Origin of the sequence: Pseudoalteromonas sp. 13-15 (assembly GCF_001468205.2) — a bacterium.
Taxonomy (GTDB): domain Bacteria; phylum Pseudomonadota; class Gammaproteobacteria; order Enterobacterales; family Alteromonadaceae; genus Pseudoalteromonas; species Pseudoalteromonas marina.
The window spans coordinates 643,007-660,404 of the sequence record NZ_CP019163.1 but is presented as its reverse complement, the minus strand read 5'-3'; the positions used below and the strand labels follow the sequence as shown (position 1 = coordinate 660,404).

The window sequence follows — 17,398 nt, the reverse complement described above, 5'->3', positions numbered from 1 at the left end:
ATGATAGATTTTCGTTCAGATACGGTCACCAAACCAACAAAAGAAATGCGCGATATCATGTACAGTGCACCAGTCGGTGATGATGTTTATGGCGACGATGAAAGTGTAAATAACCTAGAGAACTTCGCTTCTACTCGTTTTAATTTTGAAGCCGCACTTTTTTGCAGCTCTGGAACACAAGCAAATTTACTTGGTTTAATGGCACATTGTGAACGTGGGGACGAATATATTTGTGGCCAAAATGCGCATAATTATAAATTTGAAGGTGGTGGTGCAGCAGTTCTAGGCTCTATACAGCCACAACCGATAGAAAACGAACAAAACGGTTCCATTAATTTCAATAAAATAGCCGCTGCAATTAAACCAGACAATAGCCACTTTGCAAAAACGCGATTACTAAGCCTAGAAAATACCATTGGCGGTAAAGTACTTAGCCTAGAGTACCTTGCCCAAGCACGGGACTTTGTTAATGAGCATAATTTAGCTCTGCATTTAGATGGCGCACGTGCGTTTAATGCATCAGTTGAGTTAGAAGTTGATATTAAACAAATAACGAAACATTTTGACTCTGTGTCTATTTGCTTATCTAAAGGGTTAGGTGCACCGGTTGGATCATTATTATTGGGGTCGTCTTCGTTGGTAAATAAAGCTAGGCGCTGGCGTAAAGTACTTGGTGGTGGTATGCGACAAGCCGGAATGCTCGCTGCTGCGGGGCAATATGCGCTTGAAAATAACATAAGTCGCTTAAAAGACGATCATGCTAATGCGCGCTACCTAGCTGAATGTTTAAGCTCACTTGAAGGCTTTAACGTAGATATGAGTAATACGACCAATATGGTGTATGCATCTTGTGATGAAGATTTTAATATTGTAGATATAGCTGCGAAGCTAAAACAGCAAGGTGTTCTAATAAGCCCAAGTAAACAACTCAGGCTAGTTACGCATTTAGGGATAACTCGAAAAGATATAGACACATTTATTAACGCGTTATCGGCCCATATTTAAAGCGGCTTTGTAATGTTTGCGGCATACCGATACATAACGATCGTTGCCGCCAATTTCAACTTGATTACCATCGGCAATCGCATCACCATTTTCATCTGTACGTAATACGTGATTGGCTTTGCGCCCACAATGGCACACCGTTTTAAGCTCAATTAATTTATCAGCCCAAGCTAGTAGGTATTGAGAGCCAACAAACAACTCACCTCTAAAGTCGTTTCGTAAACCGTAGCAAAGCACAGGAATGCCTAACTCATCTACTACATCAGTTAACTGCATGACTTGCTCTTTGGATAAAAACTGACATTCATCGACTAATATACAATGGCGCTTTTTTTCATTGTTAAGCAATTGAATCAACTCATACACATCTTTACTTGCATCAAATACATGTGCATCTGCTTGCAAACCTATTCGAGAGGAAACCTTGCCAACACCTTCTCTATCGTCAATAGCTGCAGTGAGGATAACTGGCTCCATACCTCGCTCTTTATAATTAAAAGCCGATTGTAATAAGGTGGTAGATTTTCCCGCATTCATTGCAGAATAGTAAAAGTATAATTGAGCCATGATGGTGCCAAGTTACAAAAAGTGCGCTTATGCTACCCTAATATGCACTGAATACCAATTTCAAACGCCAAATAAGCTTATGATTTAAAGTATTAGTTTTGAGGTTGTTTGGCAGAATTTAAATAATCAATGTAGATAGGAGCCGAATCAAATTCACTAACCCACTGCCACATTTTATGACTAAGCGTCGGATGATTTTCATAAAATTGATGCGAAAAAACTAAATAACCAAGCGTAAATTCGTATGGGGGAAATAGTGCTTTTACATCGGTGTCACTATAAGGGTAACTAGACGTTTTAATTTTATCAACTTGGCAAATATCTATGCTTGAGTCCACAACCCCTTTGTTAAGTAGTTCAAATGCATTTTCTTTAGACACCGTCTCGTGAACAAAAAGAGGTTCTTTTTTTAAAACAGCGCTTAAGCCATAACCGCTTGGCACAGCAATTGTAAATGTTTTGGTATTAAACTTATCGCGTGATTGCCATTGCGATCGAAATTTATCACGACCTAACAAGCAGCTGCCAAACCTGCTAATAGCAAACTGAGCATTAGGTTTTGCATCTTCATCCATTGGGTAAACGGCTATTTGCTCTCTGCCTTCTCTGAAGCTAGCAATAACTGCATTTACTTTATTTGATTTAAGATCCTTCAAGCACCTTCGCCAAGGTTTTCTCACAAACTCAATATCAACGCCATCAACTGCGTCGTCCAATAGCCGGAGTACGTCTGCCGAAGCTCCGGGCCTTTGAGTAGGGATCTCTTGCCCTGCACCTAAAAACATTGGCGCAATTTCCTTGTCTTCATAGCAAAAAAGCAGCTTTTTAGCAGCGGCGTTTGCAACATTAATAGGTACGATGCATAAAAAGATAAATATATAAAATAATGTATTAACTTGCATGGCTATTTTTTATTCGAGTATTTTCTATAGTGTAACCTTTATAATATATGACACAAAGCTTACGGCTACTAATTCACAAAACCCCTTCATGTTGTAAAAGCCAACGTTTTCTTTCGAGTCCACCAGCGTACCCAGTTAGCGTTGCATTTGCGCCAATAATTCTATGGCAAGGCACGATAATGCTAATTGGGTTTTTACCGTTAGCTGCCCCCACTGCTCTTACCGCTTTTGGGTTATTTAATGCGTGAGCAATATCACCATACGTATTGGTTTTACCGTAAGGAACATCCAAAAGTGCGTTCCATACACTTTTTTGAAATTCAGTCCCTTTAGTATCCAATGGAACATTAAATGTTTTACGCTTTTTATTAAAATACTCTTTTAATTGCAGCGCACAGCTTAATATCGGCTCATTAGTTACTTTAGCAAGAGGCACATGTGGGTAGGTTTCAAGCGGATAAAAGCCAACGTAACTCACCCCTTTTTCAGTTGCTTGAATTATTATATTGTCTATGGGACTTGGTATGTATGTTTGAATAATCATGATAGTTGCTGCCAAAGTTGAAACGTTAAATAGGAACGAAATGGGGTGCACTTTTCACTGGTAAACGAACTTGCCGCAGCTTGTGCTTTTTTAATTCCTAAATCACCATCAAGTAATATATCGGGTTGGCTTTGCCCTCTTAATTTTGCATAGTTCACAGTCCATGGGCCTATTCCTTTTAAGTCAAGCCATAAATCTAAGTCACTATTGCCAGGGTTATTGGCGCAAAACAAAGCTAAATTATGTAGCGCATTTTTGCGCGCTTGTGGCATTTTAAAAAAATCAAAGCTGCTTTGTGCTACCTGTTCGGCACTCGGAAAATACACATGGTTTACGTCTTTTTCTCCGAGCTCATCAACTAGTTTAGTGACTAAGCTATGCGCTGCGGCTACGCTTACTTGTTGTCCTAGCACAGCCCTAATACCAGCCTCAAACTCTGACCAAATACCTGGCAACCTAAGTCCGTTACACAGTGTGAATGCATTGTTTATGTTTGTATTTAAATGAGTTTCTATTAAATTAATATCAGCATCTAAGTCTAGAACCCGCCGTATGTTATTTATAACTGTTTGCAAATATTGCGTGTCGTCTATCTCTACCTTTACTTTAAAGTGATGTTTACTTTCGATAAATTCGGCAGTGAAACATCCTTTATAAAGCGTATTTGAAAACGTACGCCCGTAGCTATTTTCCGAAATCCATTCAACAGGTTTAATTAAACGTTTTTCTATAAACGAGCGTAAAGCAAGCCAATTATAAGGAGGCCTAAAAGGAAGGGTTAAGGTAAGTGACGTACTTTGAATTTTGGTATTTTGACGCAGTGCTGATGGTGTCATATTTAATTGTTTGAAAAAAGCATCGTTAAATCGCCTTGTACTTTTAAAACCTGCCGCGTATGCAATGTCGGTTAGCGATAAATGCGTTTCTTGTATCAGCTTTTTTGCAAAATGACATTGCTTAAATAAACGATATTGCGTAAGCGACAAACCAAAATGTTGTTTAAACAAACGTCTTAAATATCGGCTACTCACTCCTAACCTTTCAGCTAACTTTTCGCAATCATGTTCATCGTATTGGTCAATGAGCTGCTTTGCCCTCAAAGCGGTTGTTTTGACCCCTTGCCAAGCCGCACTTCCCGGTGCACTGTCAGGCCTACAACGAATGCAAGGCCTAAAACCGTCTTGCGCTGCATTATGAGCAAACTCATAATAAATAACATTTTTTTCAAGCGCAGTAGGCGCTGGACAAATAGGCCTGCAGTAAATACCCGTACTTTTTACCGCAACATAAAAAAGACCATCAAATCGGTGATCGCGACTTTGACGTGCTTTTTGCCAGTAAGATGAAATCATAAATAGCTCTTTTAATGAGTGACCAGCACAAAGTTTAAATAAATTTTTAACCATTGCTAGCCACAATCGGAACTTTACTATTTAGCAAAATCTATTAACTCTTGACCCGTTAAACGATAAATAATCCATTCAGTTTGGGGCTTTGCACCTATACTGTCATAAAAATCTATTGCAGGCTTATTCCAATCCAAAACAACCCACTCAAAACGACCACAATTATTGCTCAACGCCTTATTAGCTAAATGCTTCATTATGGCTTTACCAGCACCTTTACCACGGCTATCTGGACTTACGTATAAATCTTCAAGATACAAACCGTTTTTACCTAGCCAAGTAGAATAATTGTAAAAATAAACTGCAAAGCCTATAGGTTCATCGCCATCTAAACATATAATACTGTGCGCTGTGGCGCCTTCGCTAAATAATGTATCTAAAATAGCTTGCTCATTTGTTTTGACCGCATCTGGCTCTTTTTCATATATCGCAAGCTCTGTAATAAAATTTAAGATAATTTTGGCATCGCTTGGCTTCGCATCGCGAATTATAATTGACTTGCTCATAGTAGTGACCCTAAGTGTGCTGCACTATTGTTAAATTAAAATATGTGTTCAGTAAGTATTTATGGTGCTGATAATGTATTACACACCATGAAATTAATGTGTGTTTGAGTATGCCATACATTAATTAGCTTAATTGATTAATAAACAAAAAATATAATTGAATTAAAAACTATTAATATGGTTTGCTATTTTTTGCACCTGAGTTCAGCGCTATAAAGTTAATTACGACACCCGTATTACCTAAGCTGTTTTAAATATATTCAAGCTACTCTTATTCAAGCAAAAATTGATTATGCGCCCAAAACGCAAAGAGCCTATAAAGCAAGCAACAATGCAAACTTAAATAAGAATCAAAACCAATAGTAACACAATGATTTTTATAGAGAAAACTTGCAATTACTTGGTTTTACACTACACTAGCCATAATTAACAAAGCTATGGTGGCATATCATGAAAGGTAATCAAAAAGTAATCGACGCATTTAATGCGCTACTCGCCAACGAGTTAGCTGCAATCGATCAGTATTTTATACACTCTCGCATGTATGATGATTGGGGTTTAAATAAACTTTATGAGCGCCTTAATCATGAAATGGAAGAAGAAAAAGACCATGCTGACTGGTTAATCAAACGTATTTTATTTTTAGAAGGTGTCCCAAACCTTACCAAGCGTCGTGATTTGCTTATTGGAAACGATGTTAAAAGCATGATGCAAAATGATTTGACACTCGAATTAGAAGTTGTTGCCTGCGTAAAAGATGTAATTGCTATCTGTGAAGAACAGCAAGACTACCAATCTCGTGCAATACTCCAAAAACTACTGTTCGATACAGAAGAAGATCATGTTTACTGGTTAGAACAACAACTTGGCCTAATTGAAAAAATTGGCTCAGAAAATTACCATCAATCTCAAATGGGTTAGCAGGAGCTAAAGTTATGAAAGGCGACTTAGAGGTAATTAAAGCGTTAAATAGCGTACTTGCTAATGAACTTGTCGGAATTAATCAATACTTTTTACATGCACGTATGTTTAAAGACTTTGGTTTTAGCCAGCTTGATAAAGCAGACTACAAAGTGTCAATTCAAAAAATGAAAAACGCCGATCGTTTAATTGAGCGTATTTTATTTTTAGAGGGTTTACCAAACCTACAGGACTTAGGCCGTTTACGTATTGGTGAAAACAGCGAAGAAATGATTGCTGCTAACATGAGCTTTGAGCTTGATACTATAGACGAACTTCGCGCTGCGGTTAAATTAGCTGAAAGTAAAAAAGACTACATTAGCCGAGAAGCACTCGACCATATTTTAAACGAGCAAGAAGAGCAAATGGACTGGCTGGAAACACAGCAACAACTTATTGAGAATGTAGGTATAGAAAATTATCTTCAATCTCAACTTTAACAACACGTTATAAACATAAAAAAAAGCAGCCACATGGCTGCTTTTTTTATGCAATGTTTTTTAAAATAATTAAGCGACTTGATCTGTTATGTCTGCAATTTGAATCAGCTTGCGATTCAAAATCTTCTTAGTACAACCACAGCATTTTCCGCATTGGCTGCCGACGTTAAGCTCTTTTGCCAACTCACGCATAGTTGTTGCACCATCATCAATTGTTTGTTCAATTTTTTTATCTGTGACACCGTGACATAGACAAATGTACATGATTACAAACCACTCTAATTACTTTCGATATAGTTATATTAATCTAAATAGTAATAGTTATCAATAATTATTAGAGTATTATTTTAAATGTGGCCAGCGCCACTTAAATTGAGATTTATTAACTAAAGTCTCACTGAACTTCCCAGCTTTCACTAGAGACCGACTTATAATTTTGAAGTACAAAACGAAAGTTAACTTCCGGTTTATAAGCCTATTGTGCCACTTAAGTTTGTGATAGCAATAGGGCAAGCTAAGTAGGTTTAAGTGGCTTTTTTAGGGAAGTAATTTAAATAAGTTTTCACATACATGTTATTGTTATATTTGATATTTTTTAAATTGCTCCCACACAGCATCTCCTACTGGTCCCAACACTTCTCCCCTTTTCTTAATAATATAATATTTCAGCGGCGTTATATTTTGCACATCACTAAGTGACAGCATTTGTAGAGTATTATTTTCAATACCTTCATCAGCTAAATAGCCTGGTAATTTGCCCCAACCCATTGCATTTTCGATAAGCATTTTTTTAGTTGGAAAGTCATTTACATACCATCGTCGCTGACCTTGCTGTACACCCCACTCTATGTTTTTTGAACCAGTGCCTGAGTCCTGCACAATTATTTGGTATTCGTTTAACAAATCAGCGGCTTGCTTAAGATTTGGATTTCGCTTTATCAACTCTGGGGAAGCTACATTGATTAATGAACCGCTATTTAACAAATGCTTTTCAATTTTTTCTTCTTGTGCAGAAAATTCCATTGTTGGTGTTATACACAGATCAGCATCACCATCAAGTAATGCTTCAATTGCACCTGTTATGTATTCTTGCCTGATTATTATTTGAGTTTCAGGGAACTGATTTTGCATATATTTAAGTAATGGTAATATACCTTTTAAATTAAATGATGCTTCAATTGCAATCGTTATACTTACCTCGTTCCCCTGTGCTATGTGGTGTGCAACTTGTTTAAGTTGTGCTGCATCATCTAACAATTTCACAGCCTTATGAAACATAGTTTTTCCTGCACTGGTAAGCTCTAACCGATAACCATGACGACTAAATAATGCAAAGTTAAGAGTATTTTCTAGTTGCTTAATACCTTGGCTTATTGCAGGTTGAGTTTTGTGCAAAAGAGCACTTGCTTCACTCAATGATCCAACATGAGCAACAGTAACAAACATACTAAGCTGTTCTAATTTCATAATTTACGCCAAACATGTAAAGCTAAAGTTTATATCTTCTAAAAAAACATTCAATATTAATTAATGAGAACTGTAATTACTCTAACGTCAAAAGCTAAGCTTAGGCTTAAATCACTCTTATCAAAGTTGGGAATAACATGAGCACAAAAGTAAAAATAATTTTTATGTACACATCACTTGGATTAACAACACTTGCGTTTATAGCTGCAGGCGCTGCAAAACTAGCAGGAATTGAGCAAATGCACTTATCTTTTGCACTCATGGGGTTACCTGCTTGGTTTGGCTATTTTATTGGTGCAAGTGAACTGGCCGGTGCTATTGCTATTTGGATAAAAAAACTAAGCATTTTAGCTGCGAGTGGTTTGTTAGTTATTATGGCTGGTGCAACATTTTTTCATGTAGTTTACGATAGTGTTGCCAATGCAATACCTGCCGTTATTTTATGTGCTTTTTTAATCAATATCATAATGAACCGAGTCAATGATATGTAGGCCTTGGTTGATAAGTAACCTAGCGCTATTTTCAATCCAATTAATAACGATATATTCGCTTCTATCGCTACTCACATCCTCTTTCACAAGATGACAATGCTTTAAGATAACAAATTGGATTACTAAACAAACAAAGGCAAAGGTTGTTTTATCTATTAAATTTTAATTTTGAGTTCATACCCTGTATTTGATAATTAGATAGATGACGTACTAAAGTTTATTACTTGAACTTTTAATATGCCTAATTAACTGAGGTGTAAAACATGAAAAAAACATTTTTAAGCATTTTCTCGATTACAGTAATAACTTACTTACTAAGCGGTTGCACAACATCAAATAGCGGTAACATTACAAAATTGAGTGAAGATAAAATAAGTACCAGGTTAAATAAATTACCTTCCTCGCTAACCTCTAGTGATTTGTTCAATACCACTGTTATTGAACCCACTCAGCTATTTGATAACCTTTATTTTGTAGGATATGTCAGCGTAGGCACTTTTGTTATCACTACAACTGAGGGCATTATTCTAATCGATACAATGTGGACACCTTATGACGCCAAACATGTGATTGTTCCTGGATTAAAAGAGCTAGGCTTAAATCCTGAAGATATTAAATACGTGATAGTTACTCACGGACACAGCGACCATTATGGTGGCGCTCACTACTTTGAGTCACATTATGGCGCTAAAATTTTAATGAGAAAGAATGAGTGGAGCTATATCCATAATCCAAATGCACCTGTATTAACTGATCCTTTCGGTAATTTCTCTACCGAAATACCGTTACCAAGCACTTACACCCAGGTTATCGATGGTGAAAAAGTAAGTTTAGGTAAAACTAATTTAACGGTACTTGCTACACCAGGGCATACCCCTGGTGGGTTGTCTTTAATAATACCTGTTACAGATAATGGCAAACCTCATACAGTTGCACTTTGGGGAGGTACCGGTTTACCGGATACTAAAGAAGCAAATCAAACTTATTTGCGCTCTTTAAATTATTTTCAAAAAATTGCAAACAAAAACGATGTTGATGCGAGCATCTCAAACCACCCGTTTTCACATGATTTAATTAATCAAATTAATACATTAAAAAATCGTAAATCTGATCAATTAAACCCTGTGGTAATCGGTAATAAAGCATTTAATGAGTACATAGACGATGTATTGCGAATTAAAGTTCAAAAGAAACTTTCGTCATTTGAGTCAAACTAATATAGCTTTACACTCACCGGCGTTATCGTGCTAATTGATTTAGGAGCAGAGGTGCAAACTTGACTTCAGACATTAAAAATTTTGACTGACTACTTCTCGCTCTTTGCCGAGGTTTGAGACATTGCCAACAGCAGGACTATGGTCAGATTACACTCTGGAATTCCTATGGTTTGCTAGACAGCTTATAGCTCTGAAAATGTTGGTTTAGCGACAAATAAGCTTAAGGTTAGACACTAAGATTCTAAAACAATGGCCAAAATGATTTGACTACTACATTTTGAGAATTCTTCTACTAAATATACATCTGAATTGTTGGATGTACTACCACTACTGTGTTTTTTATATAGTGGCCGAACTAACTGTTCCACTACACTAAGTCCTTGTATAGTTTCTATCTCACTTTACTAAATAGTAAAATTATTATTTAGTATCAGGTATTTCAAACGCATTAACTTTCTTAATATTTTTATTTAGTTTAAGCAAGACATCAATAAGTGTATCAATCTCTTTTTCTGACACTTCATGTAATAGCAATCTTTCTCGTTCTAAAGCGACAGTCAGAATTTCATCATGAAGTTTTTCTCCCTGAAGAGTTAGCTTTGCTAGCGAAGAGCGACCATCATGCTCATCCTTTACAAAACTAATATGCTCTAACGTTTGTAATTGCTTTAAAGCGCGACTTACAGCGGCTTTATCTAAACCAATGACCTGACAGATGCGATTTGCAGAAATATTTGATTCCACCTTGAGCATTGCTAATACACGCCACTCAATAACGCCTACATTAAAGTTTTTCCGATAGCATACAGATGCACCACTTGAGAGTTTATTAGAAAGAAAATTTACAAGCGCAGGTATATATCGTTCAAGATCTAGCTGCTTAGCACTAGGTTCTTTGGGTTTAGAAGGCATTGGTTTTTCCAATTTTCAGGGTATAAATAAATTTTACTAGGTAAATCTTGAGATTAAAACTATTTATGATCATTGCTTATTACGATCAAAGAGTTTTACATTCATAACGTTAACACTGAGTTAATCCCTACATCCAAATTATAGTTGACACCTCAACTACAATTCAACATTATAAACATAAAGTAACAAACATTAGGAACTTTATGTTTTCAGTAAACGTACACTGTAAAAAGGTTGAAACACCTAATATTGTCAGTTTTGAGCTAATACCTATAAATGCGCAAGCTTTACCTAAATTTGATGCGGGTAGCCACATTGATGTGGTGCTTAATGATAAAATAACTCGTCAGTACTCACTTATCAGCCATCCTCAATCCGATGAGTTTTATAAAATAGCGGTATTAAAAGATGCCAATTCACGAGGAGGCTCAATTGCACTTCACTCTGATGTGCAAGTCGGTGATACATTATCAATTTCTGATCCTCGCAACCTCTTTGCACTCAATTCAACTCATAATAAAGCACTATTATTCGCAGGCGGTATAGGCATTACTCCAATAATCTCAATGGCAAGAGAGCTTGATATTAACGGCGTTGATTTTGAGCTTCATTATCATGCTAAATCCCCCGTAGAGGCAGCTTTTTATCAAGAATTGCTAGAGTGTTCATTTTCTGAAAAGGTATTTTTTCACTTTTCAACCCAGCCAAAAAAAGATGCAAAAGAACTTATTGGTGAATTTAAAACGAATACGCATTTATACACTTGTGGCCCAGCAGCTTATATGGAATATATTTTTGACAGTGCAAAGTCAAATAACTGGAAAGACGAGTACTTACACAAAGAAAATTTTAAAGCTGAACCTAAAGCAGAAGGTTCTGAAGATATTCCGTTTAAGCTCATTTTGAGCCGTTCAGGCTTAGAAATTGATGTTTCTGCAGAGCAAACCGCTTTAGAAGCAATGGAAGATGCAGGTATTGAGTTAGACGTATCATGCGAAATGGGAATTTGCGGTACATGCGTTACCTCTGTGACATGCGGTATACCCGACCACAGAGATGAATTCTTTACTGCTGATGAAAAAGCAAAAAACGATAGGTTCACACCCTGTTGTTCAAGAGCGTTAAGCGACTCTCTAACGCTAGATTTATAGAGAAAATTTTAACACTAGACTTTACACGAGACACTTATGACCACACATACACAAACTAATTCGGACACTAAAACCCCCTTTCCTCTTAACATGTGGTACTTAGCAGCGCTAAGCAAAGAGTTAACCGACAAGCCACTAGCTCGCACTTTATTAAACACCCCTATAGTTTTATTTAGAGATGCACAAGGCCATGCTAGCGCACTTGAAGATCGTTGTTGCCATCGTCAACTACCTTTATCGATGGGAACACTTGAAAAAGAAGGATTAAGATGCGGTTATCATGGTCTATTATTTAATGGCCAAGGCCAATGTCTTGAAGTACCAGGGCAAAAAAAAGTTCCAAGAAAAGCAAAAGTAACGCCTTTTACACTTAAAGAGCAAGATGATTTAATTTGGATTTGGTTTGGTTCAGAGCAAGGCTCAACCCCTGATCAAGACCCACCTCGCTATCTTTATCATTCTGACGAAAAATATGTTTACGATGGTGATGTATATCACTACCAAGCACCATTTCAACTCATACATGACAATTTACTTGATCTTAGCCACTTAGGTTACGTACACCTTAAAACGATTGGTGGTGACGCTAAAACGCATATGCATGCACAAATGGATGTAGAAGCTATAGGTGATAAAGTGACCGTAAAACGTTACATGCCAAATTCAACCCCGCCACCAACATATACAGCTGCTTATCCATTTAAAGATAAAATAGATCGCTGGCAAGAAATTGAATTCTATCCATCACATTTAAGGATATGGACTGGCGGTATTGACGCAAACAGTGAATCGGTAACTAACCCTAACCGTGGCGGCTTTCATATGCGTGGCTTACATTGCATAACTCCAGAGACAGAAGAAACATGTCATTATTTTTGGACTATATCAACAAACCCAACAACTGATATTGAAAATGTAAAACAAAAAGTAGTAGAACAAACTCGTTACACGTTCAATGAAGACAAAGTGGTTATTGAAGCGCAACACAAATCAATGAAGCACTTTAAAGGGCAACCTATGATTGATATCCATGTTGATACCGGTGCAAATCACGCTAGGCGAATAATTAAGCGCTTATGTGAAGCTTAAAGGCTTGTTTTATTTATATTAAAAAATACGGTATTACTTTTTCAATGGCCTACAAAGTAATACCTCATCTTGTTGAACCAAGAAATAGGCTGATTTAAAATTACGTCGATACCTAGTAGACCAGCTTGCTACCTCTGTTGCTATTAGCAATAATAAATGCACTCGCAACCCATGCTATCAAACACCACTTTTAATTCTTTATAAATCTATGCGTTTAAGGATCATATTTGTTTAAACTTCCTATTACTACCATCGCGCTTATAATTGTATGCAGCGGATCTATTATCGGACCTCTTGGCATGGCCGGTGTCAACATTGCCATTCCAAATCTTGCAGAGGATTTACAAGCAAGCGCTAAAATGATTGGTTGGATGCCGACCCTTTACTTACTTAGTAGCGTAATATTTATGCTGCCTTGCGGGAAAATTGCCGATAACTATGGTCGAAAACGAGTATATGCATTTGGTTTAGGCCTAAATGCACTCGCATCACTGATGTGTGCTATTGCGTCATCAATTGAATGGGTGCTTTTTTGGCGTTTTGTACAAGGCGCTGCAGGTGCCATGATTTTTGGTATTGGTGTTGCAATTATTACTTCTATTACGCCAAATAATAAAAGAGGCATGGCACTAGGCACCTCTGCAGCGTGTGTGTATATAGGCTTAAGTGCAGCCCCTGCAATAGGCGGTTGGCTCACCGAAATATGGGGATGGCGAGCTGTATTTTACTCTCAAATTCCGCTTGTGCTTCTGCTACTACTTGCTATTAAACTTTTTTTACATGGAGAGTGGAAAAACGATAAAAAATCTTCGTTTGACTGGTGGGGTACTGCGCTTTTCTCACTCTTTGCAATATGTTTAGTATTAGGACTCAGTGGTTTACCCACTATGACAGGATGGGGTTTAACATTACTTTCGGTAATAAGCTTAGGATTATTTATTATTCACCAAAGTAAAAGTAGGCGACCATTAATCAGAGTACAAATGTTTTTAGAAAGCAGAGTATTCAGCTTATCGCTGTCTACATCGTTTTTAATGTACGCCAGTAATTTTTCATTGGCTTTTTTGTTAAGCTTATATCTGCAATATATTAAAGGGTTAAGTCCTTCTCATGCTGGCCAAATCGTGTTACTGCAAGCAGTTTCTATGGCCATTATGGCACCATTGTCTGGTAAACTTTCAGATAAAATACAGCCACGCATAATAGCTACATTTGGCTGTATAATTGTTATGGTCAGCTTTTTTTTACTATCACTGTTATCTATGGACTCAAGTATCACATACATAAGTGGCTCACTGTTATTGTTAGGTATTGGCTTTGGCTTATTCTCAACGCCTAACAATAATGCAATTATGGGCGCTGTAGATAAGAATGAGTTAGGCGTAGCCTCTTCTTCCATGAATTTATCACGAACAATTGGTAATTTATTTGGAATGAGCTTGGTAAATTTAATTGTGCATTATTACTTAGGGGACAGCACGTTTTCAGCGCAACATAGTCATGCTTTAATGAGTACAATTTCACTCGCGTTTAACGTGTCTTTAGGCTTTGTAATTCTAGCAAGCTGTATCTCGGCATTTCGTGGGAAAGCCTAAATTATGCGTTGCTGATACGAGTTACACGTATAAAAGTAATTATAAATCGTTTTATACGTGTAAGTGTATTTATAAATCGAGTGTTATAGACCCTGTTTTTGCTCTTGAACAACACGGCATAATCAACTTGCCTTGTGCTTTTTCTTTGTCTGTTAAAAAAACATCGCGATGTTCCGGATTGCCTTCCACTACACCAGTTTGGCAAGTGCCACAAACTCCTGATTCACATGCAACTGGTATAAATATCCCATTAAGCTCTAGCACTTGAGAAATAGACTGCACTTCGCCTACAGTAAACTGTTTACCTGAGCTAGCAATTTTTACAGTGAATGACGTGTCTTCTAAAACATTTTCAGCAACCACTGGTGCGGCGAAGTACTCTCGATGTAATCTCTCCTCAGACCAACCTAGCAAACGAGCTTGAGTTAATACATATGTTATAAACTCAGCAGGCCCACATATATACAAGTCAGTATCATGAATATGCTCACTTAGCACCTGTTCTACATCCATACGACCCGATTGCAATTCTTGGCTAAAGTGAAACACTATTTTATCGCTAAACGGCCCTAATTTTAATGCTTCAACAAATGCTGCAGTTTCAGAAGATTTAGCGCAATAGTGAAATGCGAAAGGTGTTCCCAAACTATGTAATGTTTGAGCCATCGTTATTAATGGCGTAACCCCTATTCCACCCGCAATCAGTAATGTATTTTTCTTTGGCTTCAGCAATGAGAAGTGATTTTTAGGTTCACTTACTTCGACTTTATCGCCTATTTTTAGGTTATGCACCTCCGCTGAGCCACCACGAGATTGAGGATCTTTTAATACTGCAATTTCGTAGTAACGAGGGTCGCACTGTAACCGACATAGAGAATATTGACGAAGCAAACCATTTGGTAGCTTTATATCAATATGTGCACCTGCCTCAAATGGTGGCAAATTCACATTGTCAGCGCGTCCAAGTACGAGCCTCACAACCGCCTTTGCCTCAATGACCACATTTTTAACAATAACTGAAATCATCTTAATTCCCTTTGTTAAAATGTTACTGATTGGAGTGGTAGCTCGTCTGTAGATATATTTTTCGCATTTATTTCTTTATCGATTAAACGCTCAATGATACGTCGCGACTGAACACCACCGGCATCTATATCAAGCTTTAAAAGATCAAATTGCGGAAAACTCTTCAGATTTTGCTGCTGACGTTCTAATACCTCTAAATCTTCTTGGAAAATACTGCCTTGCCCTTCTCTAATTTTATCAGTTAATGTAACGTCTTGAGCATTAAAGTTACGTGCCATCCCCCAAAAGTACCACATCGTATTTTCAGTCTCAGGAGTAATAAAATCAACCACTGTACTGCTCGCTTTTTTATTCTTTGGTGCATCAAAACCACCATAACCAGCATGTGCTACACCCACATCAATCATTACATGTGATGGCGGCATAAAGCGACAAATTTGCCAACGGTCTACTGGTGTATCCGATGCAAGCCCATTACCCTCCAGAGCAGTTCGCCAAAATGGCGGTGCCATAATATTTTCCATATAACGGCGACAAAAAACTTTATCGCCTTCTACTTCAGTTTGCACCGGAGACTCATCAATTTCTTTTTGGCCTATACTACTAGCATGAACGTAGGTTTCATGTGTTAAGTCCATTAGATTATCGATCATTAAACGATAGTCGCATTTTATATGATACAACCCCCCCCCATAGGCCCAAGTATCATCTTCAGCCCAAGGTAAGTGTGGGATAAGATCTGTATTTGCAGCCTCTTTATCACCAGGCCAAACCCAGATAAAACCAAAGCGCTCCTCAACTGCAAATGACTTCATACACGGAAATCTCTGCACACGTTGCAGCGGCATTTCTTTTGTTTTACCGTCCTCACCCATTTTTAGACCATGATAGCCGCATACAAGCAAGCCGTCCTCAACATATCCTAAAGATAAAGCTGCGCCACGGTGTGGACAAAAATCTAGCACCGCAGCTACTTTTCCATCCGCCTGACGATAAAAAGCAATACTTTGATCACACACTTTTCGGCCGAGTGGTTTATTGTGATTGATTTCATCACTCATTGCCGCCACATACCATGTATTTTTAATAAAGGTCTGCTTAGCCATACCTTGATCTCCTGTTGTGTTTTTGTTGTCATTGGATCCAATATAAACTAATAAACAAGATAAATGAAACAAACATGCACAAATTGGATCCATATAATTTTCTTTTTTGCACTTTTAGTCACGCTTTAGTTGTAAATTCACACTATTTCAATGACTATATGCAGTGTAGATTCCTAATTGGATCCAGTTTAAAAAGTAATTGAGGTAATTTTTTATGACTAAATCAGGCCAAAATGCAGTAACCACATTGCGACAAATGATTTTAACTGGAGCACTAAAAACCGGAGAAAGGCTCGTTGAAATTGCTACTTCTGAACGTCTAGGTGTTTCAAGAACGCCTGTAAGAATTGCATTTAGAACACTTGAACAAGAAGGTTTGTTGACCAAACTTCCTAGGCGTGGCTACGAAGTCCGCTCAGTTTCACCAATTGAAATTGAAGGCGCTATTGAAGTAAGAGGAGTATTAGAGGGCCTAGCTGCTCGACAAGCTGCAGAAAACGGCCTTAACGAAGAACAAAAACATGAAATGCAATCCCTGCTTGCTTGTGGTGATTTATTATTTGAAGGGGCCGAACTAACTGAAGATGACTTAGCAACCTACCATGATATGAACCGCCGTTTTCATCTACTAATTATTGAAGCGTCGGGTAACTTGGCTATCCAGGCTGCACTATCTAAAAATGAGCACCTACCATTTGCCTCGGTAAGCGCGCTTGCCATCGACAAAAATAATATGCAAAAAGAGTTTAAACGCTTTGCATTTGCACATCAGCAACATCACCACGTATTTCATGCAATGCTTTCTCGCCAAGGTGCTCGTGCTGAAGGAATTATGCGTGAGCATGCACAAGCAACACTCGGTTACGATCGAAACTATCACCGAACAGAGCTTAAAAACAAACTCACCGTTATTTCGCACGCAAATAAATAACCTGCACAGAAGTGTTACTCACTCTTAAATATTGAGGGAGCCATATTCTATAAGATCTAAAGCTTGCTAATGAAGGAGGCCTT

General features: G+C 37.6%; 19 protein-coding genes. 9 read left to right on the top strand and 10 right to left on the bottom strand.

Annotated features, from left to right (window positions below):
* The gene (gene ltaE, locus ATS72_RS18450) at window positions 1-1,005 is read left to right on the top strand and encodes a low-specificity L-threonine aldolase (protein ID WP_058429807.1); all 1,005 of its coding nucleotides are present in this window, start codon (window positions 1-3) and stop codon (window positions 1,003-1,005) included.
* Here the strand turns inward: ltaE and ATS72_RS18445 are convergent.
* The 5 genes from ATS72_RS18445 to ATS72_RS18425 all read right to left on the bottom strand — a co-directional run bounded on the left by ATS72_RS18445 (window position 988) and on the right by ATS72_RS18425 (window position 4,930).
* Window positions 988-1,572 (bottom strand): thymidine kinase, encoded by a 585-nt coding sequence (locus ATS72_RS18445; RefSeq protein ID WP_006791636.1) that lies wholly within the window; start codon window positions 1,570-1,572, stop codon window positions 988-990. The genes ltaE and ATS72_RS18445 overlap by 18 nt on opposite strands.
* Window positions 1,573-1,664: 92 nt before the next feature.
* On the bottom strand, window positions 1,665-2,474 hold the full coding sequence (locus tag ATS72_RS18440) for a hypothetical protein (RefSeq protein WP_058429808.1): 810 nt from the start codon (window positions 2,472-2,474) through the stop codon (window positions 1,665-1,667).
* A 73-nt stretch (window positions 2,475-2,547) separates the two neighbouring features.
* Window positions 2,548-3,018, bottom strand: coding sequence for a methylated-DNA--[protein]-cysteine S-methyltransferase (locus tag ATS72_RS18435; RefSeq protein ID WP_058429809.1), 471 nt, complete (start codon window positions 3,016-3,018; stop codon window positions 2,548-2,550).
* Window positions 3,015-4,370, bottom strand: a complete 1,356-nt coding sequence (locus ATS72_RS18430; RefSeq protein ID WP_058429957.1) for a DNA-3-methyladenine glycosylase 2 family protein — start codon at window positions 4,368-4,370, stop codon at window positions 3,015-3,017. Before ATS72_RS18430 ends, ATS72_RS18435 begins: the two co-directional genes overlap by 4 nt.
* Before the next feature lie 77 nt (window positions 4,371-4,447).
* On the bottom strand, window positions 4,448-4,930 hold the full coding sequence (locus ATS72_RS18425) for a GNAT family N-acetyltransferase (RefSeq protein ID WP_008126160.1): 483 nt from the start codon (window positions 4,928-4,930) through the stop codon (window positions 4,448-4,450).
* Between the two features lie 450 nt (window positions 4,931-5,380).
* Between ATS72_RS18425 and bfr (ATS72_RS18420) the strand changes: the two genes are divergently transcribed.
* Both bfr (ATS72_RS18420) and bfr (ATS72_RS18415) read left to right on the top strand, forming a co-directional pair.
* Window positions 5,381-5,851, top strand: a complete 471-nt coding sequence (bfr, locus tag ATS72_RS18420) for a bacterioferritin (RefSeq protein WP_006791631.1) — start codon at window positions 5,381-5,383, stop codon at window positions 5,849-5,851.
* Window positions 5,852-5,865: 14 nt separating this feature from the next.
* Complete coding sequence (gene bfr, locus ATS72_RS18415; protein WP_006791630.1) at window positions 5,866-6,330, top strand: bacterioferritin; 465 nt, start codon at window positions 5,866-5,868, stop codon at window positions 6,328-6,330.
* A gap of 69 nt (window positions 6,331-6,399) precedes the next feature.
* Here the strand turns inward: bfr (ATS72_RS18415) and ATS72_RS18410 are convergent, their stop codons facing one another.
* Both ATS72_RS18410 and ATS72_RS18405 read right to left on the bottom strand, forming a co-directional pair.
* Window positions 6,400-6,594 (bottom strand): (2Fe-2S)-binding protein, encoded by a 195-nt coding sequence (locus ATS72_RS18410; protein WP_006791629.1) that lies wholly within the window; start codon window positions 6,592-6,594, stop codon window positions 6,400-6,402.
* Between the two features lie 315 nt (window positions 6,595-6,909).
* Window positions 6,910-7,797 (bottom strand): LysR family transcriptional regulator, encoded by an 888-nt coding sequence (locus tag ATS72_RS18405; protein ID WP_058429810.1) that lies wholly within the window; start codon window positions 7,795-7,797, stop codon window positions 6,910-6,912.
* A gap of 137 nt (window positions 7,798-7,934) precedes the next feature.
* Between ATS72_RS18405 and ATS72_RS18400 the strand changes: the two genes are divergently transcribed.
* On the top strand, window positions 7,935-8,288 hold the full coding sequence (locus ATS72_RS18400) for a DoxX family protein (protein ID WP_058429811.1): 354 nt from the start codon (window positions 7,935-7,937) through the stop codon (window positions 8,286-8,288).
* A gap of 263 nt (window positions 8,289-8,551) precedes the next feature.
* On the top strand, window positions 8,552-9,505 hold the full coding sequence (locus ATS72_RS18395; RefSeq protein WP_058429812.1) for an MBL fold metallo-hydrolase: 954 nt from the start codon (window positions 8,552-8,554) through the stop codon (window positions 9,503-9,505).
* Between the two features lie 420 nt (window positions 9,506-9,925).
* Here ATS72_RS18395 and ATS72_RS18390 read toward each other — a convergent pair whose 3' ends face one another.
* Window positions 9,926-10,417 carry a MarR family winged helix-turn-helix transcriptional regulator gene (locus ATS72_RS18390; RefSeq protein WP_058429813.1) on the bottom strand — a complete coding sequence of 164 codons (492 nt, stop codon included), beginning with the start codon at window positions 10,415-10,417 and terminating at the stop codon, window positions 9,926-9,928.
* A 203-nt stretch (window positions 10,418-10,620) separates the two neighbouring features.
* Here ATS72_RS18390 and ATS72_RS18385 point away from each other — a divergent pair, with 203 nt between their 5' ends.
* The 3 genes from ATS72_RS18385 to ATS72_RS18375 all read left to right on the top strand — a co-directional run bounded on the left by ATS72_RS18385 (window position 10,621) and on the right by ATS72_RS18375 (window position 14,252).
* Window positions 10,621-11,568, top strand: coding sequence for a PDR/VanB family oxidoreductase (locus ATS72_RS18385; RefSeq protein WP_058429814.1), 948 nt, complete (start codon window positions 10,621-10,623; stop codon window positions 11,566-11,568).
* A gap of 36 nt (window positions 11,569-11,604) precedes the next feature.
* On the top strand, window positions 11,605-12,657 hold the full coding sequence (locus ATS72_RS18380) for an aromatic ring-hydroxylating dioxygenase subunit alpha (protein ID WP_058429815.1): 1,053 nt from the start codon (window positions 11,605-11,607) through the stop codon (window positions 12,655-12,657).
* 299 nt (window positions 12,658-12,956) lie between these two features.
* Complete coding sequence (locus ATS72_RS18375) at window positions 12,957-14,252, top strand: MFS transporter (RefSeq protein ID WP_235591601.1); 1,296 nt, start codon at window positions 12,957-12,959, stop codon at window positions 14,250-14,252.
* 69 nt (window positions 14,253-14,321) lie between these two features.
* Here the strand turns inward: ATS72_RS18375 and ATS72_RS18370 are convergent, their stop codons facing one another.
* Together ATS72_RS18370 and ATS72_RS18365 are read right to left on the bottom strand one after the other, a co-directional pair.
* Window positions 14,322-15,278 carry a PDR/VanB family oxidoreductase gene (locus ATS72_RS18370; protein WP_058429817.1) on the bottom strand — a complete coding sequence of 319 codons (957 nt, stop codon included), beginning with the start codon at window positions 15,276-15,278 and terminating at the stop codon, window positions 14,322-14,324.
* A gap of 14 nt (window positions 15,279-15,292) precedes the next feature.
* Entirely contained in the window at window positions 15,293-16,384 is a 1,092-nt protein-coding gene (locus tag ATS72_RS18365) for an aromatic ring-hydroxylating dioxygenase subunit alpha (RefSeq protein WP_058429818.1), read from the bottom strand.
* Window positions 16,385-16,598: 214 nt separating this feature from the next.
* Between ATS72_RS18365 and ATS72_RS18360 the strand changes: the two genes are divergently transcribed.
* Window positions 16,599-17,315, top strand: coding sequence for a GntR family transcriptional regulator (locus tag ATS72_RS18360; protein ID WP_058429819.1), 717 nt, complete (start codon window positions 16,599-16,601; stop codon window positions 17,313-17,315).
* Window positions 17,316-17,398 lie beyond the last annotated feature (83 nt).

Excerpts from the sequence above, each read along its gene's own strand:
- ltaE (WP_058429807.1), top strand. The coding sequence starts at position 1 with ATGATAGATTTTCGTTCAGATACGGTCACCAAACCAACAAAAGAAATG.
- ATS72_RS18445 (WP_006791636.1), bottom strand. The coding sequence starts at position 1,572 with ATGGCTCAATTATACTTTTACTATTCTGCAATGAATGCGGGAAAATCT.
- ATS72_RS18440 (WP_058429808.1), bottom strand. The coding sequence starts at position 2,474 with ATGCAAGTTAATACATTATTTTATATATTTATCTTTTTATGCATCGTA.
- ATS72_RS18435 (WP_058429809.1), bottom strand. The coding sequence starts at position 3,018 with ATGATTATTCAAACATACATACCAAGTCCCATAGACAATATAATAATT.
- ATS72_RS18430 (WP_058429957.1), bottom strand. The coding sequence starts at position 4,370 with ATGATTTCATCTTACTGGCAAAAAGCACGTCAAAGTCGCGATCACCGA.
- ATS72_RS18425 (WP_008126160.1), bottom strand. The coding sequence starts at position 4,930 with ATGAGCAAGTCAATTATAATTCGCGATGCGAAGCCAAGCGATGCCAAA.
- bfr (WP_006791631.1), top strand. The coding sequence starts at position 5,381 with ATGAAAGGTAATCAAAAAGTAATCGACGCATTTAATGCGCTACTCGCC.
- bfr (WP_006791630.1), top strand. The coding sequence starts at position 5,866 with ATGAAAGGCGACTTAGAGGTAATTAAAGCGTTAAATAGCGTACTTGCT.
- ATS72_RS18410 (WP_006791629.1), bottom strand. The coding sequence starts at position 6,594 with ATGTACATTTGTCTATGTCACGGTGTCACAGATAAAAAAATTGAACAA.
- ATS72_RS18405 (WP_058429810.1), bottom strand. The coding sequence starts at position 7,797 with ATGAAATTAGAACAGCTTAGTATGTTTGTTACTGTTGCTCATGTTGGA.
- ATS72_RS18400 (WP_058429811.1), top strand. The coding sequence starts at position 7,935 with ATGAGCACAAAAGTAAAAATAATTTTTATGTACACATCACTTGGATTA.
- ATS72_RS18395 (WP_058429812.1), top strand. The coding sequence starts at position 8,552 with ATGAAAAAAACATTTTTAAGCATTTTCTCGATTACAGTAATAACTTAC.
- ATS72_RS18390 (WP_058429813.1), bottom strand. The coding sequence starts at position 10,417 with ATGCCTTCTAAACCCAAAGAACCTAGTGCTAAGCAGCTAGATCTTGAA.
- ATS72_RS18385 (WP_058429814.1), top strand. The coding sequence starts at position 10,621 with ATGTTTTCAGTAAACGTACACTGTAAAAAGGTTGAAACACCTAATATT.
- ATS72_RS18380 (WP_058429815.1), top strand. The coding sequence starts at position 11,605 with ATGACCACACATACACAAACTAATTCGGACACTAAAACCCCCTTTCCT.
- ATS72_RS18375 (WP_235591601.1), top strand. The coding sequence starts at position 12,957 with ATGGCCGGTGTCAACATTGCCATTCCAAATCTTGCAGAGGATTTACAA.
- ATS72_RS18370 (WP_058429817.1), bottom strand. The coding sequence starts at position 15,278 with ATGATTTCAGTTATTGTTAAAAATGTGGTCATTGAGGCAAAGGCGGTT.
- ATS72_RS18365 (WP_058429818.1), bottom strand. The coding sequence starts at position 16,384 with ATGGCTAAGCAGACCTTTATTAAAAATACATGGTATGTGGCGGCAATG.
- ATS72_RS18360 (WP_058429819.1), top strand. The coding sequence starts at position 16,599 with ATGACTAAATCAGGCCAAAATGCAGTAACCACATTGCGACAAATGATT.